Annotated in this window: 20 protein-coding genes and 1 pseudogene; 15 read left to right on the top strand and 6 right to left on the bottom strand. The window is 48.7% G+C overall.

Translation table 11 applies throughout. The features are described 5' to 3' along the window. The first annotated feature begins 172 nt into the window (after positions 1 to 172). The 10 genes from rsmG (at position 173) to C6W44_RS12765 (ending at position 10,037) form a co-directional block, all read left to right on the top strand. Positions 173 to 889, top strand: a complete 717-nt coding sequence (gene rsmG / locus C6W44_RS12810) for a 16S rRNA (guanine(527)-N(7))-methyltransferase RsmG (protein WP_105246196.1) — start codon at positions 173 to 175, stop codon at positions 887 to 889. A 150-nt stretch (positions 890 to 1,039) separates the two neighbouring features. Beyond that, positions 1,040 to 1,819 carry a ParA family protein gene (locus tag C6W44_RS12805; protein WP_105246194.1) on the top strand — a complete coding sequence of 260 codons (780 nt, stop codon included), beginning with the start codon at positions 1,040 to 1,042 and terminating at the stop codon, positions 1,817 to 1,819. A 117-nt stretch (positions 1,820 to 1,936) separates the two neighbouring features. Then, entirely contained in the window at positions 1,937 to 3,070 is a 1,134-nt protein-coding gene (locus C6W44_RS12800; RefSeq protein WP_105246192.1) for a ParB/RepB/Spo0J family partition protein, read from the top strand. 52 nt (positions 3,071 to 3,122) lie between these two features. Continuing rightward, positions 3,123 to 3,851 (top strand): MotA/TolQ/ExbB proton channel family protein, encoded by a 729-nt coding sequence (locus C6W44_RS12795; RefSeq protein ID WP_226941235.1) that lies wholly within the window; start codon positions 3,123 to 3,125, stop codon positions 3,849 to 3,851. Between the two features lie 78 nt (positions 3,852 to 3,929). Beyond that, positions 3,930 to 4,361, top strand: coding sequence for an ExbD/TolR family protein (locus C6W44_RS12790; protein WP_105246190.1), 432 nt, complete (start codon positions 3,930 to 3,932; stop codon positions 4,359 to 4,361). 119 nt (positions 4,362 to 4,480) lie between these two features. After that, on the top strand, positions 4,481 to 6,268 hold the full coding sequence (gene msbA / locus C6W44_RS12785) for a lipid A export permease/ATP-binding protein MsbA (protein WP_105246188.1): 1,788 nt from the start codon (positions 4,481 to 4,483) through the stop codon (positions 6,266 to 6,268). Positions 6,269 to 6,318: 50 nt separating this feature from the next. Further along, on the top strand, positions 6,319 to 7,485 hold the full coding sequence (lpxK, locus tag C6W44_RS12780) for a tetraacyldisaccharide 4'-kinase (RefSeq protein WP_105246186.1): 1,167 nt from the start codon (positions 6,319 to 6,321) through the stop codon (positions 7,483 to 7,485). 102 nt (positions 7,486 to 7,587) lie between these two features. After that, the gene (gene kdsB / locus C6W44_RS12775) at positions 7,588 to 8,439 is read left to right on the top strand and encodes a 3-deoxy-manno-octulosonate cytidylyltransferase (protein WP_105246184.1); all 852 of its coding nucleotides are present in this window, start codon (positions 7,588 to 7,590) and stop codon (positions 8,437 to 8,439) included. 68 nt (positions 8,440 to 8,507) lie between these two features. Continuing rightward, entirely contained in the window at positions 8,508 to 9,626 is a 1,119-nt protein-coding gene (locus tag C6W44_RS12770) for a DNA polymerase III subunit delta' (protein ID WP_105246182.1), read from the top strand. Between the two features lie 63 nt (positions 9,627 to 9,689). Further along, complete coding sequence (locus C6W44_RS12765; protein WP_105246179.1) at positions 9,690 to 10,037, top strand: PilZ domain-containing protein; 348 nt, start codon at positions 9,690 to 9,692, stop codon at positions 10,035 to 10,037. A 121-nt stretch (positions 10,038 to 10,158) separates the two neighbouring features. Here C6W44_RS12765 and ppk2 read toward each other — a convergent pair whose 3' ends face one another. Both ppk2 and C6W44_RS12755 read right to left on the bottom strand, forming a co-directional pair. Further along, entirely contained in the window at positions 10,159 to 11,172 is a 1,014-nt protein-coding gene (gene ppk2, locus C6W44_RS12760; RefSeq protein WP_264755629.1) for a polyphosphate kinase 2, read from the bottom strand. 239 nt (positions 11,173 to 11,411) lie between these two features. Beyond that, complete coding sequence (locus tag C6W44_RS12755) at positions 11,412 to 12,890, bottom strand: acetyl-CoA C-acetyltransferase (protein ID WP_105246177.1); 1,479 nt, start codon at positions 12,888 to 12,890, stop codon at positions 11,412 to 11,414. A 530-nt stretch (positions 12,891 to 13,420) separates the two neighbouring features. Between C6W44_RS12755 and C6W44_RS12750 the strand changes: the two genes are divergently transcribed. The 4 genes from C6W44_RS12750 (at position 13,421) to C6W44_RS12735 (ending at position 18,277) form a co-directional block, all read left to right on the top strand. After that, positions 13,421 to 14,821: a 3-oxoacyl-ACP reductase gene (locus tag C6W44_RS12750; protein WP_105246175.1), complete on the top strand. Its 1,401-nt coding sequence runs from the start codon at positions 13,421 to 13,423 to the stop codon at positions 14,819 to 14,821. Between the two features lie 246 nt (positions 14,822 to 15,067). Then, a complete protein-coding gene (locus C6W44_RS12745) occupies positions 15,068 to 15,982 on the top strand; it encodes a MaoC family dehydratase (protein WP_105246173.1) in 915 nt (304 codons plus the stop codon). Positions 15,983 to 16,109: 127 nt separating this feature from the next. Beyond that, on the top strand, positions 16,110 to 16,688 hold the full coding sequence (locus C6W44_RS12740; RefSeq protein WP_105246171.1) for a beta-lactamase hydrolase domain-containing protein: 579 nt from the start codon (positions 16,110 to 16,112) through the stop codon (positions 16,686 to 16,688). Positions 16,689 to 16,897: 209 nt separating this feature from the next. After that, the gene (locus C6W44_RS12735) at positions 16,898 to 18,277 is read left to right on the top strand and encodes a serine hydrolase domain-containing protein (RefSeq protein ID WP_105246169.1); all 1,380 of its coding nucleotides are present in this window, start codon (positions 16,898 to 16,900) and stop codon (positions 18,275 to 18,277) included. A 44-nt stretch (positions 18,278 to 18,321) separates the two neighbouring features. On the opposite strand, the gene C6W44_RS12730 is transcribed toward C6W44_RS12735, so the two are convergent. From C6W44_RS12730 to C6W44_RS12715, 4 genes and pseudogenes are all read right to left on the bottom strand, one after another. Then, complete coding sequence (locus tag C6W44_RS12730; RefSeq protein ID WP_105246167.1) at positions 18,322 to 19,575, bottom strand: cation:proton antiporter; 1,254 nt, start codon at positions 19,573 to 19,575, stop codon at positions 18,322 to 18,324. Positions 19,576 to 19,878: 303 nt separating this feature from the next. Continuing rightward, positions 19,879 to 21,789: a dihydroxy-acid dehydratase gene (ilvD, locus tag C6W44_RS12725; RefSeq protein ID WP_105246165.1), complete on the bottom strand. Its 1,911-nt coding sequence runs from the start codon at positions 21,787 to 21,789 to the stop codon at positions 19,879 to 19,881. Between the two features lie 147 nt (positions 21,790 to 21,936). Further along, a pseudogene (locus tag C6W44_RS12720) lies at positions 21,937 to 23,033 on the bottom strand (RNA-guided endonuclease InsQ/TnpB family protein). Between the two features lie 241 nt (positions 23,034 to 23,274). After that, entirely contained in the window at positions 23,275 to 24,024 is a 750-nt protein-coding gene (locus C6W44_RS12715) for a hypothetical protein (RefSeq protein WP_105246163.1), read from the bottom strand. A gap of 223 nt (positions 24,025 to 24,247) precedes the next feature. On the opposite strand from C6W44_RS12715, the gene C6W44_RS12710 reads away from it, so the two are divergent. Then, positions 24,248 to 24,685, top strand: coding sequence for an HIT family protein (locus C6W44_RS12710; protein ID WP_075102109.1), 438 nt, complete (start codon positions 24,248 to 24,250; stop codon positions 24,683 to 24,685). Positions 24,686 to 24,712: the final 27 nt, after the last annotated feature.

Below are 24,712 nucleotides of genomic sequence, written 5' to 3'. Positions count from 1 at the left end.
CGTATGATAGCAGTAAATACTCAGCGGTTTGCTATGATTAAAGAACAATAACGCCTCAAAGACTGCGCAGATAGTATAAGATGTCTCACATTGGGGCAATCTGCAACTATTCAATACGCGGAGTGCGTGATAAAATAAACGGTTCACATGTCAAAACTGGATAATGCGCCTTATGTCAGCTTCTGCCAAAAAAACCTCATCATCTACCAGCTTGGATCATGCCGCTATCGATCCGACCGGATTTGTTAAACTTGGCACACAGCTGCCAGCACTGGCCGATACGTTGGCACAAGCGATCAATGAGCTGGGTTTGTCTTTGAGTGAGACGCAGCAGCGCACGCTATTATTGTACTTAGATCAGCTTTTATTGTGGAATAAGGCGTATAATCTCACCGCCATCACTGATCCCAAAGAAGCACTGATCAAGCATGTGCTTGATTGTTTGGCTATTATACCGCATTTGCCGTCAGGGTCACTGTTAGATATCGGTACAGGGGCAGGGCTGCCAGCCGTTATTATCGCGATTTGCCAGCCTGAGCGCGCTTGCACAGCCTTGGACAGCAATCAGAAAAAAATTCGCTTTATCAAACAAATCAGTAGTGAGCTTGGCCTACATAATATGCAGCCTATTGCTTCTCGTATCGAGGCGCACGAGGCCAGTTATGAGGTGGTGACCTCGCGTGCTTTTGCCAGCCTGATTGATTTTGTTCACGTGGCACAGCCAAGACTGGCCGCAGAGGGACGATTGTGCGCGATGAAGGGCAAAGTGCCAAGCGATGAAGAGCTGCAAGCGCTCGAGCATGACTGGCGTATCGACACCATAAAGTTAACAGTGCCGCGTTTACATGATAGTCGTCATTTGATTGAATTGTCTGCTAAAAATGTCTAAGCTATGAGCCCGTGTGGTCGTGAAACATCGTTTACCTTGATATCCAAATAGCATATATTGATGAGTCTCAAGGTTGCAGGGTGTTGTGATTGCAAGCGTCAGTAAAAAAGAGAATAACCGTAATAGATCCTATTAAAATTGAGTGAGTGTATGGAAATCATAGCAATTGCCAATCAAAAAGGCGGCGTGGGTAAAACCACGACGGCGGTAAATTTGACCGCCAGCTTGGCTGCTAAGCGCAAGCGTGTCCTGCTGATTGACCTAGACCCACAAGGCAATGCGACCAGTGGTACAGGTGTCGATAAAAACGAGCTGTCCTTGACCATCGCTGATGTGCTGCTCGATGGCGTCTCGCTGACTGATGCGATTGTCTCCAGTCCTGCTGGGTTTGATGTGATTGGTGCCAACCGAGATTTGGCAGGTATGGACATCACTTTGATGAACAAAACAGACAGTCATGAGCTGTTTAAAAATGCCATGGCGGCGCTGGTAGAGCAGCAAGCCGCTACCAACACACCGGCTTATGATTATGTGATTATCGATTGCGCGCCGAGTTTAAATTTATTGACAATCAATGCTTTGGTGGCAACTGACGGCGTGATTATTCCAATGCAATGCGAATACTATGCGCTAGAAGGGCTGGCTGACTTGTCGCAGACTATTGAGCGTTTAACTGAGCTCAATCCAAATCTCTATATACGCGGCGTCGTAAGAACCCTATATGATGCACGTAACACACTCGCACGCGATGTCTCAGCCGAGCTTGAGGCGCATTTTGGCGATATCATGTACAAAACCCATATCCCCAGAAACATTCGTCTGGCAGAAGCACCTGCTCATGGTCTGCCGGTGATTGCGTATGAGAGGTGGTCAAAAGGGTCGCGCGCTTACCAAAAACTGGCCGCTGAAGTGATTAAGCAAAGCGCTTAAAAACGCGGCGTGGCCAGCGTTAGAGTAGATAAGCAGTAACTATCGTATTTATAAGTAATGAGTAAGCCGCATTTGTAAAAAATGGGCTTTTATTTTAGTGTTAGAGGATAGGTAATCATGGCGAAAAAGAGAGGGTTGGCGGCCAATCGAGGCTTAGACGCCTTATTAGGGTCAATCAAAAAAGAAAAGCAAATTACCGCCTCTGCCTTGCAAGACGATATGGCTGCGCGTGGCAATGCTGCGCCCGTTGACACGTCAGATACCTCGCCATCAAACACGAACGCAAAAGCGCCTAGTGTCGCGACTCGCTCTGAGCGTACCGATGCTGCTAAAACCCAAACGCGCGCGCCTGATAGCAGTGGCCGAAAATCACGGGCTACAAACAAGGCAGCGGCCAAACCGCGTACCACAGGTACAGACAACAGTGCGCTTGAAGATCAAATCAGCTTGGTACAGATCGATGTCAAACGCCTGCAAGCGGGTAAATACCAGCCGCGCCGTGATATGAGTGAAACGGCGCTGGCAGAGTTGGCGTCGTCTATCGAGCAGCATGGCGTCATGCAGCCTATCGTGATTCGCCCACTACTGGCCAGTGAGGATAAGAGTGAGGATTTTGTCACGCACGAAATCATCGCAGGTGAGCGGCGCTGGCGTGCGGCCAAGATAGCAGGTAAGCCAGTCATTCCAGCGATTGAACGCGCTTTGTCTGATGAGCTGGCGATTGCGCTAGCATTGATTGAAAATATCCAGCGTGAAGACTTATCCGTGATTGAACAAGCCGCTGCACTGCAGCGCTTTCATACCGAGTTTGGTATGAGCCATGCGATGATCGCTGAGGTAGTCGGTAAGGCGCGTACCACTGTGTCAAACTTGCTGCGTCTCAACCAGCTGCATGACACGGTCAAAGATCATTTGGCCAACAATGCGCTTGATATGGGGCACGCGCGTACCCTGTTGGCGCTCTCTTCTGAGCAGCAGCCGATCATCGCCCAAAAGATCATCGATGGCGGCATGACGGTACGCGAAGCTGAGAAACTGGTAAAATCTATCCTCCAGCCTGCGCCAAAAGTCAGCCGTGCTGAGCAAGTGCAATCACGTGACGTCGAGCGTCTAACCCAGCGCCTGACAGATATGCTCGGCGCTGAAGTAAAGCTTAAGCACAAAAAAGACGGGCAGGGCAGTGTCGAGATATTTTTTCATAGTCAAGACCAGCTGGTCGCTTTGATCAAACAGATAGAAGCGCAGGCTTAACAAGCGCCATCTTTATAACAACTATTTAAAAAAAACATAAAAGAGAAGTAATATGTGGGAGTTGGTAAAGGCAGGTGGTTGGTTGATGACGCCGATTGTATTGTGCTCAATTTTGGCATTGGTCATCATTATCGAGCGCAGTCATACCTTACAGTTTAACAAAATCGTTCCAAGCAGACTGCGTGAACAGCTAATCACACGCTTGCGTGAAAACGGTGATATCGGCCGCACTCAGCTGATGAACGTTAAAGAAAAAACCCCATTAGGCGATATCCTAGCGACAGGGCTGCTCTATCGCCAGTATGGGCTAGAATCGATGACCATGCACATGCAAAACCGTGCCAGTGTGCAAATCCATCAGTTAGAAAAAAACATCAACATGCTCGGCACCATCGGCGCGATTGCCCCACTGCTTGGGCTATTGGGTACTGTACTGGGTATTATTTCATCGTTTTTGGCAATTACTGATGGCGCGATGCAAGACCCGACGATGCTAGCCGCTGGGGTATCACAAGCGCTGATAACCACAGCTGCAGGGATGATTGTGGCCATCCCTGCATTGGTGGCCTATCGCTATTTTCAGCGCCGTATCATTGATATCAATGCACAGTTTGAGACCCAAGCGGGCTTGATGATTCAAGAGCTATACGACTATCACCTGCTAGCAGATAGTAACTTGGCGGATATGCGTCAGTTTCCTTCTGCTGCAGTAGAGGGCGCGGCAGACTCAGCGCCTGCTATGCATGGGGAGGTCAATGCTGAAGCAGCCATGACCTCATAATCTGCGTCAGTGGTTATCAGTATTCTACGTTATCAGTATTCTACCAAGTGTGGTATTGAGTCAATTAAAGAGAATGGTATGCGCTTTAGAAAACCGACGGTCGAGCCCCTTGAAATCAATCTGACACCGATGATTGATTGTTTATTATTCCTAATCGTGTTTTTATTGCTGGCCACCTCGTTCAATCATTTTAGCCGTTTAAACATCATTCTCCCTGAGGCAGAAGGGGTGGCGCTGACAGAGCAGAACAATACCATCGAAGTGGCAGTGCAAGAAGATGGTAGCTACCTTGTCAATGGCATCACACTTGCGAGCAGCAATGAAGCGGAGCTGACCAGTATGCTTCAGCAAGAAGCCGGCAGCAATCGTGAGATGCTCTTTGTCATCGCGGCAGATGCCAATGCCACGCATCAATCAGTCGTGCGTGTGATGGATGTCGCTGGCAAAATGGGGTTTTTGAACCTAAATATCAGTACGGTTGTGCCGCTTGGCCAATCGTTACCGCAATAATATATGGCGTGCTCGATGCCGCACTTATCTGTAAAGCTGTAGTTCTGTGAAGCCGCAGTTCTTGAAGGTGCAGTATAGATGCAGTCCATTCATGTTATGACACCCAAATTGAGGCTTTTATGAGCCAAGCTTATTCATCAAACGCTACAGAACCGTCTGCAAAAAAACAGTCGGCTGCGCCCTCAGGTACGCCAAAATACCAGACATTGCTGCGGCTGCTACGTTATCTTAAACCGTACTGGTGGGCGTTGCTGCTGACGGTTGTGGGGTTTGCGATCAATGCGGCAACCGAGATTTGGATTGCCAAACTGCTGCAATACATCACTGATGCCATCAATCAAAATGACCAAAGTAAGCAAGATTTGTTTCCACTGCTTATTATTGGTCTGTTCTTTGTTCGCGGTGTGGGTAGCTTTTTGGGTAACTATTACTCCGCATTGGTGTCGCGCAACTTGGTGTATGAGCTGCGTGTGGAGGTGTTTAATAAGCTGCTGCGTTTGCCGAGTGCGTTTTATTTGGCCAATCCGGCAGGCACTATCTCCTCAAAGCTGATATTTGACGTCGAGCAAGTCACCGCTGCCAGTACCGACTCGATGAAAACGGTGTTGCGAGATGGTTTGACTGTGATTGGTCTGATTGGATTTTTGCTCTATAGTAATTGGCGTTTGACCTTGATTTTGTTTGTAGTGTTGCCGCCCATATTATGGCTGATTCGCATCGCATCCAAGCGTTATCTCAAGTTGTCAAAAGGCATCCAAGAAACCATGGGGGATGTCAGCCATATCACCAATGAAGTCATCGGTGGCTATCAGGTGGTCAAAAACTACGGCGGTCAAGCTTACGAAGCCGAGCGTTTTGATAAAACCTCCAAAAAGAACCTGCGCCAAGGTATGAAGGTCGTCGTGACCAACAGTATCAATACCCCAGCGGTACAGCTGCTGATGGCCATGGCGATGTCGGTGGTGGTTTGGCTGGCCCTTAGACCATCGGTAATCGATAATATCTCTGCCGGTGAGTTTATCTCGTATATCGCCGCGGCAGGACTGCTCAGTAAGCCGGTTCGATCCCTGACCGATGTCAATCAAAAACTGCAAAAAGGCATTGCCGCGGGTGAGTCCATCTTTGCGCTACTTGATGAGCCAGAAGAAAAAGACACCGGCACGGTCAGCCCAGCGTTGTCTGGGGAGATATCTCTGGACAATATCAGTTTGGTGTATCCCGATTCGACCGTAGCGCTGCGCGACTTTACGCTGGATGTGCGAGCAGGGGAGACGGTAGCCTTGGTAGGGCGCAGCGGCGCTGGTAAGTCTTCATTGGTCAATTTGTTGACGCGTACCTTGCCGACCTCCTCGGGGCAGATTACCTTGGATGGACGGCCGATTGAGGATATCAAGCTTGAGAGTCTGCGTGCGCAGATTGCGATGGTCAATCAGCAGGTGGTGCTATTTAATACCACTGTTTTTAATAACATCGCTTATGGCAGTTTGGCCAATAAAAGCCAAGCAGAGGTAGAAAAAGCAGCCAAAGATGCGTTTGCTCATGATTTTATTATGAAGCTGCCAAATGGCTATCAAAGCGAAATCGGCGCTGAAGGTCTGCAGCTGTCAGGTGGTCAGCGTCAGCGTTTGTCTATCGCTCGGGCACTGCTAAAAGATGCACCGATTCTTATACTAGATGAGGCGACCAGCGCGCTGGACAATGAGTCAGAGTACTATATCCAGCAGGCACTTGATAATGTTATGAAAGACCGGACGACATTGGTCATTGCTCATCGATTGACGACCATTGAGTCCGCCGATCGTATCGCAGTCTTGGATGGTGGTCAGCTTGTAGAGCTGGGCACCCATGATGAGCTGATGCAAAAGCAAGGTCATTATGCCCAGATGTATGCCCGCGATTTTGAGTAGCCGTCAGTGCGTATAAAGCTTCAAATCAACGAATAAGTGAGCAACCAGCCTTGAGTATTGAGACGACAGTGACGCGTGCATGGCAACGCAAAGCCGCTTGGCTATGGCTGCTGTTGCCTATTAGTTGGCTATATGGTCTCATCATCACGCTGCGTCGTCAGGCTTATCGATGGGGGGTGTTTGCCAGCTATCGAGCGCCCATACCTGTCATGGTCATCGGTAATATCAGTGTGGGCGGTAGTGGCAAGACGCCGCTGATTATTGAGTTGGTGAGCTATCTACAAGCGGTACATCGTATCAAGGTGGGGGTGATTAGTCGCGGCTATGGCGGCGATACCAGCCAGATGCCAGCGCTGGTCGATGCCAGCAGCACCCCTAGCGTGGTCGGCGATGAGCCGTGTTTGATCGTCAATATGACAGGCGCACCGATGGCAGTCAGTCCCAATCGGCAGCAAGCGATCACCACGTTATTGGCCGCTCATCCAGACTTGCAACTGATCATTGCTGATGATGGCTTGCAGCATTATGCACTGCAGCGTGATATAGAGTGGATCGTCGTGGACATCGCTCGCGGTTTTGGTAATAAGCAGCTACTACCGACAGGGTTTTTACGTGAACCATTGTCTCGGCTTAAGGGTGCCACTGTTGTGTATCATAGCAAGCAACAGATAAGTCCAGCCGCCGAGAACGCAAGCAAGCAAAAGCAGCCGAACCAGCGCCTGCTTATGTATATGCAAGCGGACAGCATGCAGCCTTTATGGGCACCTGCATTGGCGAATACCCAAAAACAAAACGCTGCGAAGGCCGATATACAGACAAGTGAGCAGCAAGATCATCCGGCAGCGCCAAAGACAGGCAGTCAAGTACATGCAGTCAGCGGCATCGGCTATCCGCAGCGTTTTTTTGAGACGCTCACAGATTTAGGCTTTGAGGTTATCGCTCATCCTTATCCAGATCATTATGATTTTACTTTGGCGGAGCTGCTACAGTATCGTCAGCATCCTATTGTCGTTACCACAAAAGACGCTGTAAAAATCAAAGCATTACTCTCAAAAGCCATGGCTGATAATGCGCTAGATGATGACTACCAAGCGCTGGTGAGTAGGCTCTGGGTATTGCCAGTCACCGCCGTGCTCTCTGATGATTGCTACCGCTTATTGACAGAGCAATTACAGAGACTGGATATCGATATCAAGCCTCATCAGGCGCTAAAATAAACAAAAAAATAAAGCGGCTCTAAAAACAGTCATTATCAAAGATAGCCATTATCAAAAATATATAAGACGGTACGTCACATCAAATCTGCTAAGGAAGTAACCATGTCTAACATTGAGTCTGTCATTGACCCTGCTACTGCGTCTATGGCTGCCGCCAAAACTCACATTGTGATTCCTGCCCGCTTTAAGAGTACTCGACTACCTGGCAAGCCGTTATTAGCTATTCATGGCAAGCCGATGATTTTGTGGGTCGCTGAAAAGGCGCAAGCGGCACATTTTGCTGATGACATGTGTATCGCAACTGATGATGAGCGCATTGCTCAGGTGTGTATGGACGCAGGGTTTGAGGTGGTGATGACCAGCCGCGAGCATGCTTCGGGTACAGATCGCTTAGCGGAAGTTGCAGCCATCAAAGGCTGGGCCGATCAGGATATCGTCATCAACATGCAAGGCGATGAGCCGCTGGTGCCGCCTTTATTATTAGAACAAGTAAAGGATCTATTGGTCGCGGATAAAGCCAGCGTCATGGCCACCTTGTGTGAGCCGATCGATGATTATGAGACTTTTTTGCGTCCTTCAGTGGTCAAGGTCGTCAGTCAATATACCAATGCGCTGCAGCGCGCGCTATATTTTAGCCGCGCGCCTATTCCTTGTGACCGTGATGTGGTATTGGCAGACGAGCCAAACAAGCAACCACCCAAAAACGCTTATCGGCATTTGGGGCTTTATGCGTACCGCGTGAGCTTACTACAGCAGTTTGTACATTGGCCACAGACCCCGCTTGAGACCTTAGAGAGTCTGGAACAACTGCGCGTACTAGAAAACGGTGGCCATATTGCTATCGCGACCGCAGCGTGTCATCTGCCGGCTGGGGTCGATACCCAAGAGGACTTGGATCGCCTCAATGCAATGGCATTCACCGACTTTCAGAGCCCGAACAGCACCACTAACTAAAATAGCCTAAGCAAAACTACCATTAAGCTTTCAAGTCATTTTATAAAGCTGGAGCCATAGGTCATACAATGGAAAATATAGGTGCATCAAAGACTGCAGATGATATTTACTTTGCGCCATTATTGCCATGGCAGCAGGCATTATGGTCACAGCTCACTGACCGCGTCACTCGGCAGCAGACTTTGCCGCATGCTTTACTGGCTGCAGGCATGCAAGGCATGGGCAAACGTGCTTTTGTTTGGCGTCTGGTGGCGTGGCTGTTATGCCGTGAGCGTGCAACCCATCCGCAAGGGGCGTGTGCCACGTGCGATAGCTGTCAGTGGCTCAGATCTGGTACACATCCAAGCTTGCAGACGCTGCCACTTATCAGTATGCCAGTCAGTATCGATAATATAGAAGCTAAAGAAAAAGCCGGTAAAAAAAACACCAAGACCACAAGCAATAGCGCCTTAAAAATAAAAGTAGATGACATCCGCGCGCTACAGCCCTTTATTTATCAAGGCGGCCAAGGCCTGCGCATCTGTGTATTAGACCATGCAGAGCAAATGACGGTCGCTGCCGCCAACGCGCTGCTCAAGACCTTGGAGGAGCCGCAAGCGCAGGTACATTTGTTTTTGATTAGCGACAGTCCAGCCCAACTGTTACCCACGATCAAAAGCCGCGTCCAGCAGTTGGCGTTACAGACGATTGAGCCTGCAGTCGCCATGGATTATGTAACGCAGGCACTTGGGGCGACGGTCAACCGTGAAGCCGTGAGCCCAGCCGCGCTTCGCCAGCTTATACAGCTGGCTAACGGCGCGCCGCTCGCTGCGATCGCCTTGGCCAACGCCCCATGGTATAGCAAGCGTGCCTTGTGGCTGACGACTTGGCTGGCGCTGCGAAGTGGCAAACGTAGTAGCGTGGCGGCTAGTGACTATTGGCAATCACAGCTTAGTATTATAGAATTTATTCAGCTCTCTGAGCTGATGCTGCTCGACATACGCCGCGTCTGTTTAGGTCTAGCAGTACTACAGCAAGACATCAATTGGACAGTGCTTACGAGCGATCAGGCTGATGGCAGTAACCCTGACGACAGTGCTATAGAGGATTTTTTTCATCGCTTGCAGCAAAGCAAAGTTGCGCTACAACAAAATGTGCAAGAAAAATTTGCCTATGATAAGCTGATGCAAGAATTGGCGCGTTTATAAACCAATATTTAAAACGAGCGCTCACTCATAAAAATTTAATCCAATGACTAAAGGAAGCTGACTATGGCCATGCCAAGACGCGGCGGGGTCTTAACCTGCCATATTGAAGACATCGAAACGCTATATGCCAGCTACTTATCTTTTGTGACCAATGGAGCGTTATTTGTACCGTCTGATCGTCCACAGCAGTTGGGCGATGAAGTGTTTATTGCCATCACGTTGCCAAATTCCAGCGAGCGTTTACCGATGAATGGTAAGGTGGTATGGATCAACTCTAAAAGCCAAAGCGGCCGGCCAGCCGGTTTTGCGGTACAAATCGGCACCGATATCGCAGGGCAAAGAATCCAAAACGAAGTAGAGCGTTTATTGGCTGGCAAAATCGACAGTTTGCAGTCTACTTATACCATGTAGCTGACGCGTTATGGTGATGACTGGCATGCTATGCTAGGCGTATAAAAAGGCCGTGGTATCTCATTTAAGATACCGCGGCCTTTTTGTTTGAGACAGAGTAGGGCAAGATAATCGTAAGCCGTTAATAACGCGGCGGCACGTACATATCATCTGGGATAGGCTCGCGGTAATATTCATCATCGCGTTTGCGCTCTGGTAGCTCGACCTCATCACGCGGTACTTCTTTATAAGGGATTTGCTCGAGCAGATGGGCGATACAATTAAGACGCGCGCGTTTTTTGTTATTGCCTTCTACTACCCACCACGGCGCTTCAGGAATATGAGTGCGCTCAAACATGGTTTCTTTGGCTTTGGTGTAGTCCTCCCAGCGTCGCCGCGACTCCAAATCCATTGGGGAGAGCTTCCACTGTTTTAATGGGTCATGAATACGGCTCATAAAGCGTGAATGCTGCTCGTCATCGGTGATCGAAAACCAGTATTTGACCAAGCGAATACCCGAGCGCACGAGCATGCGTTCAAACTCAGGCACCGACTGAAAAAACTCCTCATACTGAGCATCGGTACAAAACCCCATGACGCGCTCAACCCCGACGCGGTTGTACCAGCTGCGATCAAACAAGACGATCTCGCCAGCCGCTGGCAAGTGAGCGACATAACGCTGAAAGTACCACTGCGACTGCTCACGCTCTGTCGGTGCGGGCAGAGCAGCGACGCGGCATACCCGTGGGTTTAGGCGCTGGGTGATGCGCTTGATCGCGCCGCCTTTGCCCGCCGAGTCGCGTCCTTCAAATATCACAACGATACGCTCGCCGCGATCGACCACCCAGTCTTGTAGCTTGATAAGCTCGCGCTGCAGGCGCACCAGCTCCTGAAAGTACAGTCGGCGATCCAGCCTTCCTTGCTCGCTCATCTCCCGCCCATCAAAACGAAAATCACGCACATAATCATCTATTTCGTTTTCTAGCTCTTCATCATAGGTGTCGATAAGGTCTTCGTGCATTTTGCGGCGCAGCTCATCATCAAACACTTCCTTGTTCATCCGACTGATAAAGCTGTTTTGCTCGGGTGGGCTAAGATTTTGACGCTCTTGTATGGTTAAGAGTTTTGGGTCAATCGCCGAAGGAATTTTACTCATAAAAAGCTCCTGCCAAATATTATTATGATTTTGTTTGTTGTGGCCTTTATTTTAGCACATCTGGCAGTGGGACTAGGCGGTAGGTGCGTTTGATTATTGTGTGAAGTGGTCTTTGATAAGGCAGCGGTCATTGGTTTTATTGGCCGATTGTATGCACAAAAAAACACCCATTAATCGCGTGATTAATGGGTGTTTTAGAAAACCGAAGCTATCTGTCTGCTAAACAGACAATGGCGATATTATTTTTCTAGGATACACGTGACGCCTTGACCACCTGCTGCACAGATAGAGATCAGGGCGCGGCCTGAGCCTTTTTGATCCAGTAGCTTAGCTGCAGTGGCTAGGATACGGCCGCCTGTCGCTGCAAATGGATGGCCTGCTGCCAATGATGAGCCATTTACGTTTAGCTTGCTACGATCGATGGAGCCAAGTGGCGCATCAAGACCCAGACGTTCTTGACAGAATGTCTCATCTTCCCATGCTGCAAGCGTTGAGAGCACTTGTGATGCAAACGCTTCGTGGATTTCATAAAAGTCGAAGTCTTGCAGCGTTAGGCCAGCACGCTCAAGCATACGCGGTACCGCATAGGCAGGTGCCATTAGCAAGCCTTCAGTAGTACCTGACTTGCCGATGAAATCAACAGCCGCTGTTTCTTGGTGCGCGATGTACGCCAATGGCTTGAGACCGTGTTCTTTTGCCCACTCATCCGTACCGAGTAGGACACAAGAGGCGCCATCAGTGAGGGGGGTAGAGTTGGCCGCTGTCATGGTTGGGTTGGCGTTCTTTTTACCAAATACTGGCTTTAGCTTGCCCAACTTTTCGAGCGTGGTGTCGGGGCGCAAGTTGTTGTCACGAGTCAAGCCTTTATATGGCGTGATAAGGTCGTCAAAGAAGCCTTCGTCATAAGCACGTGCTAGGTTTTTGTGGCTGTTAAACGCCAGCTCGTCTTGGGCTTCGCGGCTGATATTCCACTCAAGCGTGGTGATGGCTTGGTGCTCACCCATTGATAGGCCGGTACGTGGCTCACCGTTTTGTGGGGTGTCGATCAAATCTTTAGGGTTTAGACCCATTAGTGCTTTTAGACGTTGCTTGTTGTCTTTTGCCGCACCGAGTTTGATAAGGACTTTGCGCAGACCATCACCGATAGCGATAGGTGCATCAGAGGTGGTGTCGACACCGCCTGTGATGGCTGAGTCAATCAAACCAAGGGCGATTTTGTTGGCAGAGGCAAGGGTCGCTTGTAAGCCAGTACCACAGGCTTGTGAGATGTCATATGCTGGCGTATGAGGGTTTAGGGCTGTATTTAGCGTCGCTTCACGCGTTAAGTTGATGTCGCGGCTCAGCTTCATGACTGCACCAGAGACAACCTCTCCGATGATTTCGTCTTGTAGGTTATAACGCTCGACCAAACCATCTAATGCAGCGGTTAGCATGTCCGTATTGCTGACGTCAGCATAAGTGCCATTTGAGCGGGCAAAGGGAATACGGTTGCCGCCCAAGATTGCGACGCGGTTTAGGTTTGAGGCTGGTTTGGCCTTTTTTGATTGGGTAGCCGCTGCTGTTTTGCCGACGGCTGCGGCAGTGCCTTCAGTGGTTTTTTTGCTGTCAGTGCCTTTGGTTGTAGTGTCTTTTTTGCTGTTATTGCTGCTGCTATCGGTAGACTTTACGACAGTGCTTTCAACGACTGGACTATCAGGCTGACTGTTTTTATTACTCATAATATTATCCTTAAAGAGTATGGGTACAAAAGAAAAAAGGTGGCTGCTGGCCATTATTTATTACTTACTATGGTCATCTATGATAAGACGTTTTTACCAGCGTAATGTATGTCTTTGGCAAACGATGTGACGCTTATTTGTCGCCGCTTGGTCAGGGTTTTAAAAGCAAAAGAGCGGCTTGAAAACCCAGACTATTTTTGTAAACTCAGGCGTCTCGATTATTACCATTGCATAATAATGCATTTGATAATATATTGTTATCGATAATTGCATTTGCCATAACTTATGGGTCTGATTTTAACACAGTATCAGGCACGGTGACGCGAAAAAAAGTTGCCATCTTGTATACTGGCTTGTTTACAGATTGTTGTAGACTTTGTCAGTTTTTGGACTTGTTTATAGCGGAAGTGTATAGTTAAGCCAGATTTTAATGCATTTACTAAATATCAATAACGATGCGTCCGGTGAGTCTATATAATAGGCGTATTGCATTTTTAATTATTTTAACCATTTATTATAGGGATTATATTATGTCAGACCGTTATGGTGATTTTGTTCAGTCGTCTATTGGCAAAAAAGTGGCCAAAAATTTAGGTTTACCACTGCCAGTGACGTTAGATCGTTTTGAGAGCGGTGAGCCTTTGGTGCGTGGCAGTGTGTTGGTTGGTCGCGCTGATGGCGACGACAAAAGCGTAAGCGCTGCAGTGGCCCGCATCTTATCAGAGGTCCATGCAGATGTATACGTCAATAGTAGCGACGATATCAAAGATGCGCTGGCTGATGCTGGTGTAGACGCAAAAGCCAATACGGGCGGCGATGATAAGTTTAAAGTATTGCTATTTGATGCCAGTAATATCAGTAACGCCGATCAGCTAAAAGCAGTATACGCATTTTTTCATACAGTGGCGCGCCGTGTCGAAAAATCAGGCCGTGTCATCATCATTGGTCGTACGCCAGAAAACCTCACAGACATCGAAGCTGCCTTGGCGCAGCGTGCGCTTGAGGGTTTTGTGAAGTCTGTTGGTAAAGAGTTTAAGCGCGGTATCACCGCCCAGTTGATCTACGTCGAAGAAGGTGCTGAGCAAAATCTTGATTCAACGCTGCGTTTCTTTACCTCAGCGCGCTCAGCGTATGTGTCAGGCCAAGTGGTACGTGTCAGTAAAGGCGACACTGTGGATGTCGACTGGACACAGCCTTTAGGTGGCAAAACCATGCTGGTGACAGGTGCCAGCCGCGGTATCGGTGAAGCAATCGCGCGTGTATTGGCTCGCGAAGGCGCTCACGTTATCTGCCTAGATGTACCTCAGCAGCAGGCAGATCTACAAAAAGTCGCAAGCGAAATCAGCGGCTCTGTGCTGACAGTCGATATCACCAGCGAGGATGCAGGCAAGCAAATTGCAGAGGCGGCACAAAAGCGCGGTGGGCTTGATTCAATCATTCACAATGCTGGGGTCACGCGCGATAAGACGTTGGCAAAAATGGATGAAAAAAAGTGGGATATGGTCATCGATATCAACCTAGCTAGCATCGCACGACTCAATCGCTATCTATTAGAAAACGATGTATTAAAAGACAACGCACGTATCGTATGTGTGTCATCTATCTCAGGCATCGCAGGCAACATGGGACAAACCAACTATGCCACTTCTAAAGCAGGCGTCATCGGACTGGTCAATGCTACCGCCAAACAGTTACAAGACAATGCCAAGGGTATGACCATCAACGCTGTGGCACCAGGCTTTATTGAGACGCAAATGACAGAGGCCATCCCTTTTGCTATTCGTGAGGCAGGTCGCCGCATGAACTCCATGAGCCAAGGCGGTCTGCCAGTAGACGTGGCCGAGACCATCGCTTGGTTTGCCTCTCCTGCATCGGGTGGCCTAAATGGCAACATCGTTCGCGTTTGTGGTCAAAGCTTACTGGGTGCTTAGGACAAGCAATTGTCCGTGGATAGCTAAGCTGTGGCAAAAGTAAATAAGGTAAGTGTCGCTAAAGAATAAAGCGGTGCTCACATCGTAATGTGAGATTTTTTCTTGATTGCCTAACATATGCTTACGAAAAAATTGCTGATAAATTGTAATAAAGCTGCCCAAGGGTGGCTTTTTTATGATAAAAACGTAGAATTCATGATAACAATGCCCCAAAAGGTTTGCTCCAGCCCTACTTAGGATTTATTTATGTCAGACAAACACTATGATGCGTTGCCAAAAGCGCATACAACTTATGCCAATATCGTCAAAAGTTTATTGCCTATCGGCAACAGTGGCAAAGTCAGTAAAGATCAGTTACCACAAGCGACTTACTACGTCGATGACCTCCATATTGATCAAGAAAATTTAGACGATTATCGTAAGATTTGTGGTTTTGCAGATAATGGCAAAGTGCCTATTACTTATTTTTCTGTGTTGTCGCAGACGCTGCAAATGAACATGATGGTCAAAGAGCCGTTTCCCTTTGCGATGCTCGGTCTCGTACACGTAGACAACAGTGTGACGCAGTATCGTCCTATCGGTGAGCGTGAAACAGTGGCGATGTCTGTGACTTTTGATAATCTGCGCGACCATGCCCAAGGTCAACAGTTTGATTTTGTCACGACAGTCAAATCAAAAGACGAGGTGGTGTGGGAGGGGACATCAACCTATCTATCGCGTGGCAAAAAACCCAGCAGCAGTAAAGACAAAAAAAGCAAACCGCGCCCAGTTACCGTAAAACCGACTATCGATGACAATGGGACCCACAGTGTTTTTGAAGTACCAGAAGATATTGGCCGTCGTTATGCGTTTGTCTCAGGGGATTTTAACCTCATTCACTTGCATCCACTATCGGCACGGGCCTTTGGTTTTCCAAAAGCGATCGCTCATGGTATGTGGTCGAAAGCCAAATGTCTCGCGCTGATGGATGAGCTGCCTGATGCCTGTACTGTCGATGTGTCCTTTAAACTCCCTATCTTTTTGCCTGCTGAAGTAGAGCTGATTGCCGAGCCGGTATCACAGCTACAAAACACGGATGATAGTTGTGAGTTTGGTCTATTTAGCGCCAAAAACGACAAGCCTCATCTAGCGGGTTTGGTAACACTCAAGACCGCTAAGTAAATACAGCTGGGGCTCTCGCGTAACTGCTATCGAAAGTGATGGCGAACGGATCAAACGCGTTTAAGCACTAAAGCGCGTTTGTCTTTATATATCCTACGTAGACAGACTAACGAATCTTTTTATTATTATGACCTCACATACTACAGTAACCACCCCAAATTCAGACCAAATCAATGATGTCGCAGTAACTAATACCGCTGCTGCCAATGATGCTGCGGCAGACGACAGCGCCACAGCTGATGCGGACAATGTGGACAATGGCATCGAGCTTTCGACCCTCTTTGAGCCTTATTTTCGTCCTGATGCCAATACCATCGTATGCGGCGCTCTGGATGAACAAAAAGTTGATGCATTGGCAAAGGCTGGCGTCGAGCTGGTCATCAACTTGCAGCCTGATGACGAGCTGAGCTTCGATGAAGCTGCCGCCGTCAAGCGCGCAGGCATGTATTATGAGCAGCTGCCTATCAGCGGCGCTGCTGATTTAAAGCAGCTAAAAGTATTGGCGTTTGATAACATCCTGCGCCAGTATCACGGCAAAAAGGTAGCCCTACACTGTGGCTCTGGTAATAGAGTGGGCGCGGTGACGGCACTGCGCGCCGGCTGGTTGCGCGGCCGAAAAATGGATACAGCCATGGCACGGGGACGTAGTCACGGTCTGAGCAAGCTAGAAGATGAGGTGTATAATCGTTTGTTGGTCCCGCGCTAATAAGACGAAGACTAGAGCGTGTCTTCAATTCACTCGATAGGTATCTAAATGGGCTAAAAATGGCCTAATTTTGCCAAACATCTGTTTGACCGCAATTTATCTCACTTTTATCACCATTTTTGAAATAAAGACACGCCCTAGAGTAATCGGCTAATAGAACAAAAGGCGACCAGACGGTGGCCTTTTTATGATAATAGAGTAAGGCTGCCATGACTGAGACAATGAACAAAACCGACAAACACGATGACACTCAAATAAATACCACCCTGCAGCAGCGTCTACAGCAATTGCTGACCAGCTTGCAGCTTGATGATGCGCCAGCTGGCGGGGCGCTAGTGGTCTATCAGGCAGGCGAGTGTATCGCTCGTGCCAGTGTGGGCTTGGCGCGTCCAGAGATGGCATGGCAACCGCAAACCCTAGCGATTAACTTTTCGACCGGTAAAGGGGTGCTCGCGGCTTTGGTTCATGTATTGGTCTCCAAACAGCTACTCGCTTATGACGTCCCCATTGCCCAGTATTGGCCGGCATTTGCGGCTAATGGCAAAGCGCATATTACGCTACGGCAGGTGATGTCGCACCAAGCTGATCTCTTTGCAATTACCAGTATTGGGGCAGATAGCGAGGCGGTACTAGACTGGTCATATATGCGCAAAAAAGTCGCCGACATGACCATGACTCAACCTGATCAAGCCGACGCTTACGACTCCGCTTATAGTGCGCTCATCTACGGCTGGGTGCTGGGCGGCTTGGTAGAAATCGTCACCAAGATGCCGCTTGCGCAAGCGCTTAGCCATTATTTGACGACGCCATTAGGGATTGCCGATAGCTGCTATTTTGGGGTACCAGATGATAAAGTCGACCTTGTCGCCAAGCTGGCCAAAGACTTTGATGCAGACGAGACGGCAACCTCTAAGCTGCGGCAAAAACGACAAAAACCCACATTAAAACCAGACTCGGCAAATACCTTATCTGTCTATAACCATCTACCAAGCGCGGCGTGTTGGCAGCAGCAAGCCTTGCAGATGCAGCGCTCTGTAGCTGCTTCTGGGACGGATAAAGGACATCACCGCCAGCCGGCGTTAACCACTGCAGGTATCAGTGGTCTGTATTTTGATACCAGCCACCTCAATCTAAAAAACTACAAATCAGCGCTTATCCCAGCCGGCAAACAGCCTATTGATTACTATCAACGACAAACGCTACAAGCCGTCATTCCTGCCGCTAATGGGGTCGCGTCGGCTCAGGCGCTGGCGACGATATATGCCATGCTTGCCAATGGCGGGGTATGGCAAGGTCAGAAGCTAATCGATCGCGCTACTTTTGAGCAGTTATCCACGCCCGAAGTCACAGGGTTAGACGCAGTCATGCCAGCGCCTATGTATTGGCGCTTGGGTTATCATCGTCTGTTTAGTGTCTGTGCTGATACTGCGGCGGGTTTTGGTCACATGGGCTACAACGGCTCAGTGGCGTGGTGTGATCCATCACGGCAATTGTCGTTTGCTTTTATTCATAACTTCGATACTACGATGCTCAATGACGTTCGTCAGTTTGCTTTGACCGAAGCAGTGCTCGCGTTGATAGCGCCTTAGCCACACGTAGCTAGTGTATAAATTGCTAACATGTTCGATAATGCTTATGTCGAAGGCGGCTTATTGGGTGTTATTTTGAGCAGCTTTGGCGCACTCAAGCCATGCATAAAGATAGATATCAAAATTACAATAGAGCAGACCACCCATAACTTGAGCGCATCATCGTCTGCAAAGTAGCCGTGGTTGAGCGCATAGGATAAGTAATACAAGGTGCCGATACCGCGAATGCCCAAGGCTGAGATTGCGTATTTTTCGGAATGAGGTAGGCCTAGCCCCGATAAGGCGATAAACCCGCCGATAGGACGTATCAGAAGTAAAAACACAAAGCTGACGATGTAGACTCGCCATGTCAGCTCGATGCCTGACTGTAAGCCTTGACCAAGCAGCATCCCAAACACTACCAGTACCAGCGACATGAGTAAGCCTTCTGACTGCTCAGCGAAATCATGGAGTTTTTGATGGTAATTGTGCTGGTGCTCTGAGCGGCGAAAGGCAAAGGCTGCGACAAACACAGCGATAAAACCATAGCTCTCTACATACTCGGCCAGTCCATAAGCGACCAGCGTCAGAGCGATCACCACATAGCCTTGCGAGATGGGCGTTTCTTGACTGTATTTAGAAAACACAAGCTTGGCCATGGCTTTGCCAACGACGATACCCACCATCAATCCTGCGCCTATCTTCCACAAAACATCATGAGTAAACCATGACCAGAGCATCTCGCCATCGAAACGCTGACCTGCGCTCAACGCTTCTGCCACCTTGATGGCCAAATAAACAAATGGAAACGCCAATCCGTCATTCAACCCTGCTTCTGAGGTCAAGGTAAAGCGCGGTGTGTCCTCACCGCCAGTGTTTGGTGGGCCGACCTGAATGCTAGACGCCAAGACAGGATCGGTCGGTGCCAACACCGCACCTAACAAAATCGCCGCCCCCAAACTCAAACCAAAAGCATAGTAGCCCAACGCTGCCATGGCAAAAATACCAATCGGCATGGTGATGAGCAGCAGCCTGATCGTCGGTCGCCACAGCCGCCAAGAAAGCTCGGTATCAATCTTGATACCCGCGCCAACCAGTGATACCAAGACCACGATTTCTGTGAGTTTTTCGATGATAAGGCCATTGTCAATCGGATCCAAAAACGATAACGTCGTCCACCAATAACCTATGAGTAACCCAAAGCTTACCTGCAGCATCGGCAATGAGATCGGGGTGCGTTTAAACACGATAGGAAACAGCGCCCCAAACAAAAAGGCGATACCGCAGACCAATAAGAAGACGTTATAGTTTTCAATCATAAAGGGGTGCACGCGACTATGTTATAAAAATATGTTATAAAAATTCTTATCGATAACTATTTGAAAATATTTAATGTATGACGACCTAGTCGATAACCAGCTCACCTCAGTTATCTGACTGATAGTTTGTTCGAAGTCGTCAGCGCGGCTACTCTGAGTCAGTCTTATCATGACGGCAAAAATATATTATTACCGCAAAAAATCGTTATCAAAACGCGTGCTGCGTTGTTTTTTTGTGAAAAAAAAGCCTGCACGATGCAGGCTTTTCTCAACAGCTTGAGGTTTTAGAGAGTAGGGATGTGGTTAGCGTTCAACTTGACTCACGTCGCGTATCGCCCCCGTATCTGCACTGGTGGTCATGGCCGCATAAGCGCGTAAGGCTGGCGTCACATAACGCTCACGGCTGACAGGCTTCCACGCATCACGGCCACGTGCTTCCATTTCTTCGCGGCGCGCCGCTAACTCGGCATCACTGACTTGCATGTTGATGGTGCGATTTGGGATATCGATATGAATGGTGTCGCCTTCCATAATCAAGCCAATCGCGCCGCCTTCCGCCGCTTCTGGGCTGGCGTGACCAATAGAGAGGCCAGAGGTGCCACCAGAGAAGCGGCCGTCAGTCAGCAGCGCACACTCTTTGCCCAAGCCTTTAGACTTAAGATACGTAGTAGGGTATAGCATCTCCTGCATACCAGGGCCACCTTTTGGTCCTTCATAGCGAATGATGACCACATCACCTGCGACGATCTCATCTGCCAATATGGCTGCGACGGCTGCGTCTTGTGACTCAAAAATACGTGCGCGACCTGTAAAGGTTAAAATACTCTCATCAACACCTGCGGTTTTGACCACACATCCACGCTCGGCGATGTTGCCATAAAGCACCGCAAGGCCGCCATCTGTTGAGTAAGCGTGTTTGACACTACGGATACAGCCTGACTCGCGATTGACATCGAGGTTTGGCCACTCTTTCGCCTGCGAAAACGCTTGAGTGGTACGTACACCGCCCGGTGCTGCAATATATAGCGCCCGTGCTTCGGTGTTGTCAGGGTTCATGATATCCCATTTGTCGATGGCTTCTTTCATCGTGGCACTATGGATGGTCGGTATGTCGGTGGTCAATAGGTCTGCTCGATCAAGCTCGGCGAGTAGTGCCATCACGCCGCCTGCACGGTGGACGTCTTCCATATGGTACTTTTGTGAAGCAGGCGCGACTTTAGATAGGCAAGGTACACCGCGGCTTAGGCGGTCGATGTCCGCCATTTTAAAATCCACTTCCGCTTCGTTGGCGGCGGCCAGTAAATGTAAAATGGTGTTGGTCGAGCCGCCCATGGCGATATCGAGGCTCATGGCGTTTTCAAACGCAGCTTTGGTGGCGATAGAGCGCGGCAAGACAGATTCGTCGTCTTGCTCATAGCGGCGTTTGGCCAATGAGACAATCGTGCGGCCCGCTTCTAAAAACAACTCGCGGCGCAGCGCGTGAGTGGCAAGCAGCGAGCCATTGCCTGGCAATGATAGTCCCAGTGCTTCGGTCAAGCAGTTCATGGAGTTGGCAGTAAACATACCAGAGCATGAGCCGCACGTCGGGCAGGCAGAGCTTTCGATAGCCAAAACGTCTTCGTCACTGATGGTGTCATCAGCGGCATCCATCATGGCATCGACCAAGTCGAGCTTGCGAATGGCGTTGCCTTTACTATCAGTGGTATGGACATCGCTGCCACCATCATTGTTATGACTATGAGCCACCGTACTGGCTATGACTTTACCAGCCTCCATAGGCCCACCAGAGACGAACACTACAGGAATATTAAGACGCATCGCGGCCATCAACATACCTGGGGTGATTTTGTCACAGTTAGAGATACATACCAAGGCATCGGCGCAGTGGGCGTTGACCATGTACTCCACTGAGTCAGCGATCAGATCGCGGCTGGGTAATGAGTACAGCATGCCGCTATGGCCCATAGCGATACCATCGTCGACCGCAATGGTATTAAACTCCTTTGCCACACCGCCCACTCTTTCGATTTCACGTGCGACCATCTGACCCAAATCCTTTAGGTGTACGTGACCGGGTACAAACTGAGTAAATGAGTTGGCAATGGCAATGATTGGTTTACCAAAGTCGCCATCAGTCATGCCAGTTGCACGCCACAGTGCGCGAGCACCTGCCATGTTGCGACCACCGGTAGAGGTTTTTGAGCGATAATCCATGTGATTTTCCTTACAAATAGGCGAAGTTTATAAAAAAGTGCAGCCTAAGCTGTGATGATAGTGTGCTTTTTATACTAAATAACGACCAATGAATAATACTAGGTCATGACCATACCATTAGATATGAATGTTGACTTCCTCCCCTTCCTAAACGGAGGGGATTCCTACTAAAGACGGTCAAGCCCGACCGCGAGAATGTTTTTTGCTCCATTAACATTTCTGTTATGGGTCGTTTTACAAGAACGACAAAACCATTCTCTTATACCAAGACCTGATCTACCTTTCGGGCTGTCTTGGCGAGAGCCGCAATTTGATCAGGTTTGGGTGCTGTACGCTTCATTGACTTCGATATAGTGGCAACCTGCGTTCGCGCATTTATAATCCAGTTGCCGCTTAATCTCAAACCAACCAGCATCATAGACGGATTTGGCCAGTTTGCATGAAGTGAATGATGTTGATTTGATTTTTCCAACAACGATTAGGCTGTTGGCCTTAACAAGCTTTGATGTGAATTTATGGATTAAGTCTTGGCGGGTGTTTTTAATCTTGGCGTGTATCGCACGGACCCGCTTTTTATTCTTGGCTCTTTGGGCAATGGCCAGTTTTTCAGCATATTGATGGGTGACTTTGATTTGTAGCTGATCACCCTCACTACTGACTGCTGAATCCTGACAGACTAGATCAATACCGACTTGGCCAGTACCACACTTAATCTTTGGAAATTCTTTGACGGTGATACAGGCATACCATCTGCCTCGTGCGTCTTGCACCAACTCACAAGTATTGATGCTGTACAGGGCTAAATTGTAGCTATCCCACAGATCAATGATCAGCTTTTGACGGTTAGCTAAGCTAAATTGCAGGGTGCTTTTTAGAGACTTTTTACCGCTTTGGCGCGTATTGATATGCTTAATCGCGGTCTTTTTAAAAGGAATCCAGCCCAAACTTCTTCTCTTGGTCTTTGGGTTGTTGGTGCGCCAGTTTAGTTTGGTTTTTTTAAACTGTTTACGGCTTTTGGCATGGGTTTCAGAGATGGCTTGTAGGGTTTGGCTGTGCAGATTTAGATACTCGCCACTGCCTTTGGTATAAGCGGCCAAATCATAGGCTGAAAAGAATTTGCCTGTACTCTGTAAATGTTTAAAACTAAGCTCATTGACGTAATTCCAGACAAAGTTAACCGCCCCAGCTAAGATATTGAGCTGAGTGGCGTGTTTGTCTTTGATGCGTAGCTTGAGTGTTTCCATGGAATAATTATGATCTCAATGGGTTTGGTTATCAAGGGGTTCACCATACTAGGCGACAATGGCTGATGCCTGATATCTACGCCCTAGAAGGATGTGGTTTTACGGCGTTAGATGATAAAAATATGCCATGATCACGTGGATTCATCGTATCGATAAGATCTTATTCTAATAGCAATGTGCCGTCCTGCAAGCGCATCAATGACAAACCACAAGAAACCATAAGGCTGCCCAACACGACAATTTATGCTAAGCGCTCTAAGATGGCTTTGTCAAACCAAGGCAGATCGGTTTTATCCGCTTCTAGTCGGGCGATAACCTCTAGAGCGTGAGGCGCTGGCAACAGCTGATACTCAGCGCTGGCGGCGATGGGTAGTATCCGCTCGTTTGTCGCCGCTTGTGAGTCAGCATCCTCTAAAACAGAGACAAGCGTTTGTTTGTCGTTTTTGTAGAGCACATCGACGCGGCCAAAAAACTGCCAGTCTTTTAAGGCGGTGCTCAGCGCATCCATCGCTTCTTTGGTATAGATCTGCTCGGTGTCTTTGCCCGTATTGGTCCAGTGCAGACGCACAGCTAACTGCAGCGCCTCGCTAAACACCACCAGTGAGCCGATGACCTTGATATGCCAAGGACTGCTGATGAGCGCGGCCTCAATCCCGATGAGCTGCGCGGCCTCACTGGCACTCATCGGCCTATTAAACTGAGCCAGTAGGGCAGGCGTGAGCGGGTTGGCTTGCTTGATGGCATCGTCTAAGCTGTCGTAATGATATAAAAAAGGCAGCGGCAACTCCTGCGTCACTGTTTTTTTGCTGACTTTACAGTTGTGTATTTGCCAATGAATGCTGCTATCGGTCAGCGCCTCGGCCAAAATCACGCTATTAGGCGGCAGGCTCTGCGCTGGATGCTCAGTACGCGTTTCTGCAGCAGATCTGGCAGCTAAATGGTCGTTTAGGTTGTCGTTTGATAAGGGCGTCGGCAAGGTAGGCGAATCCATAAATATAGCATCATTAAAGTAGAGGGTTAATATAACATTTAAAGTCTATGAATCGCCAATAAATTGCTGAGCGAGTCGGCGCATATCGGTATGGGAGCTTTGATTGACAAGTCAGTAAGCGGCTTGTACTCAGGCGATATTTCGTCCACTATATAACACTTGTTGTGAGCAAAGCTTCCGAGTCATTCACTCACCACACTGGCCAATGAATAAAGGAATAACAATGAATCAAAACAACCACGTTCAGTATGACGACAATAACATCTTTGCAAAAATGCTAAAGGGTGAGATTCCATATCACAAGGTTTTTGAAGACGATAAAACCCTTGCCTTTATGGATATCATGCCACAAGCAAAAGGCCACGTACTGGTCATTCCCAAACAAAAAGCAATCGATTTGGCTGATCTAGAGCCAGAATATGCGGCAGCGGTACTGATGACTGCCAAAAAAGTCATGCAAGCGCAGCGTCAAGTGTTTGAGCGCGAAGGTATCATCCAAATGCAGCTAAATGGTTCGCAAGCTGGGCAGACAGTGTTTCATTATCATGTCCATCTGATTCCATCAAGTATTCATGAGCTAGGCCGTCATGCCGTCACCCAAGCAGATCAAGGCGAGCTGGCAGATCTGGCGCAACAGCTTGCCGCAGTTATTGCAGGATAATATTGTCATTGTAGACAAACAGATATA

It is taken from the genome of Psychrobacter sp. Marseille-P5312 (assembly GCF_900291405.1).
GTDB lineage: Bacteria > Pseudomonadota > Gammaproteobacteria > Pseudomonadales > Moraxellaceae > Psychrobacter > Psychrobacter celer.
Note: the sequence above shows the minus strand (reverse complement) of the source record. Positions and strands in the feature narration are given on the sequence as shown.

Bases quoted from the DNA above. Each gene is read 5' to 3' on its own strand.
- C6W44_RS12745 (WP_105246173.1), top strand. From the start codon at position 15,068: ATGTCAGACAAACACTATGATGCGTTGCCAAAAGCGCATACAACTTAT.
- C6W44_RS12735 (WP_105246169.1), top strand. From the start codon at position 16,898: ATGACTGAGACAATGAACAAAACCGACAAACACGATGACACTCAAATA.
- ppk2 (WP_264755629.1), bottom strand. From the start codon at position 11,172: ATGAGTAAAATTCCTTCGGCGATTGACCCAAAACTCTTAACCATACAA.
- C6W44_RS12750 (WP_105246175.1), top strand. From the start codon at position 13,421: ATGTCAGACCGTTATGGTGATTTTGTTCAGTCGTCTATTGGCAAAAAA.
- C6W44_RS12710 (WP_075102109.1), top strand. From the start codon at position 24,248: ATGAATCAAAACAACCACGTTCAGTATGACGACAATAACATCTTTGCA.
- C6W44_RS12805 (WP_105246194.1), top strand. From the start codon at position 1,040: ATGGAAATCATAGCAATTGCCAATCAAAAAGGCGGCGTGGGTAAAACC.
- C6W44_RS12730 (WP_105246167.1), bottom strand. From the start codon at position 19,575: ATGATTGAAAACTATAACGTCTTCTTATTGGTCTGCGGTATCGCCTTT.
- C6W44_RS12770 (WP_105246182.1), top strand. From the start codon at position 8,508: ATGGAAAATATAGGTGCATCAAAGACTGCAGATGATATTTACTTTGCG.
- C6W44_RS12715 (WP_105246163.1), bottom strand. From the start codon at position 24,024: ATGGATTCGCCTACCTTGCCGACGCCCTTATCAAACGACAACCTAAAC.
- ilvD (WP_105246165.1), bottom strand. From the start codon at position 21,789: ATGGATTATCGCTCAAAAACCTCTACCGGTGGTCGCAACATGGCAGGT.
- C6W44_RS12790 (WP_105246190.1), top strand. From the start codon at position 3,930: ATGCGCTTTAGAAAACCGACGGTCGAGCCCCTTGAAATCAATCTGACA.
- C6W44_RS12740 (WP_105246171.1), top strand. From the start codon at position 16,110: ATGACCTCACATACTACAGTAACCACCCCAAATTCAGACCAAATCAAT.
- C6W44_RS12800 (WP_105246192.1), top strand. From the start codon at position 1,937: ATGGCGAAAAAGAGAGGGTTGGCGGCCAATCGAGGCTTAGACGCCTTA.
- rsmG (WP_105246196.1), top strand. From the start codon at position 173: ATGTCAGCTTCTGCCAAAAAAACCTCATCATCTACCAGCTTGGATCAT.
- msbA (WP_105246188.1), top strand. From the start codon at position 4,481: ATGAGCCAAGCTTATTCATCAAACGCTACAGAACCGTCTGCAAAAAAA.
- C6W44_RS12755 (WP_105246177.1), bottom strand. From the start codon at position 12,890: ATGAGTAATAAAAACAGTCAGCCTGATAGTCCAGTCGTTGAAAGCACT.
- kdsB (WP_105246184.1), top strand. From the start codon at position 7,588: ATGTCTAACATTGAGTCTGTCATTGACCCTGCTACTGCGTCTATGGCT.
- C6W44_RS12795 (WP_226941235.1), top strand. From the start codon at position 3,123: ATGTGGGAGTTGGTAAAGGCAGGTGGTTGGTTGATGACGCCGATTGTA.
- C6W44_RS12765 (WP_105246179.1), top strand. From the start codon at position 9,690: ATGGCCATGCCAAGACGCGGCGGGGTCTTAACCTGCCATATTGAAGAC.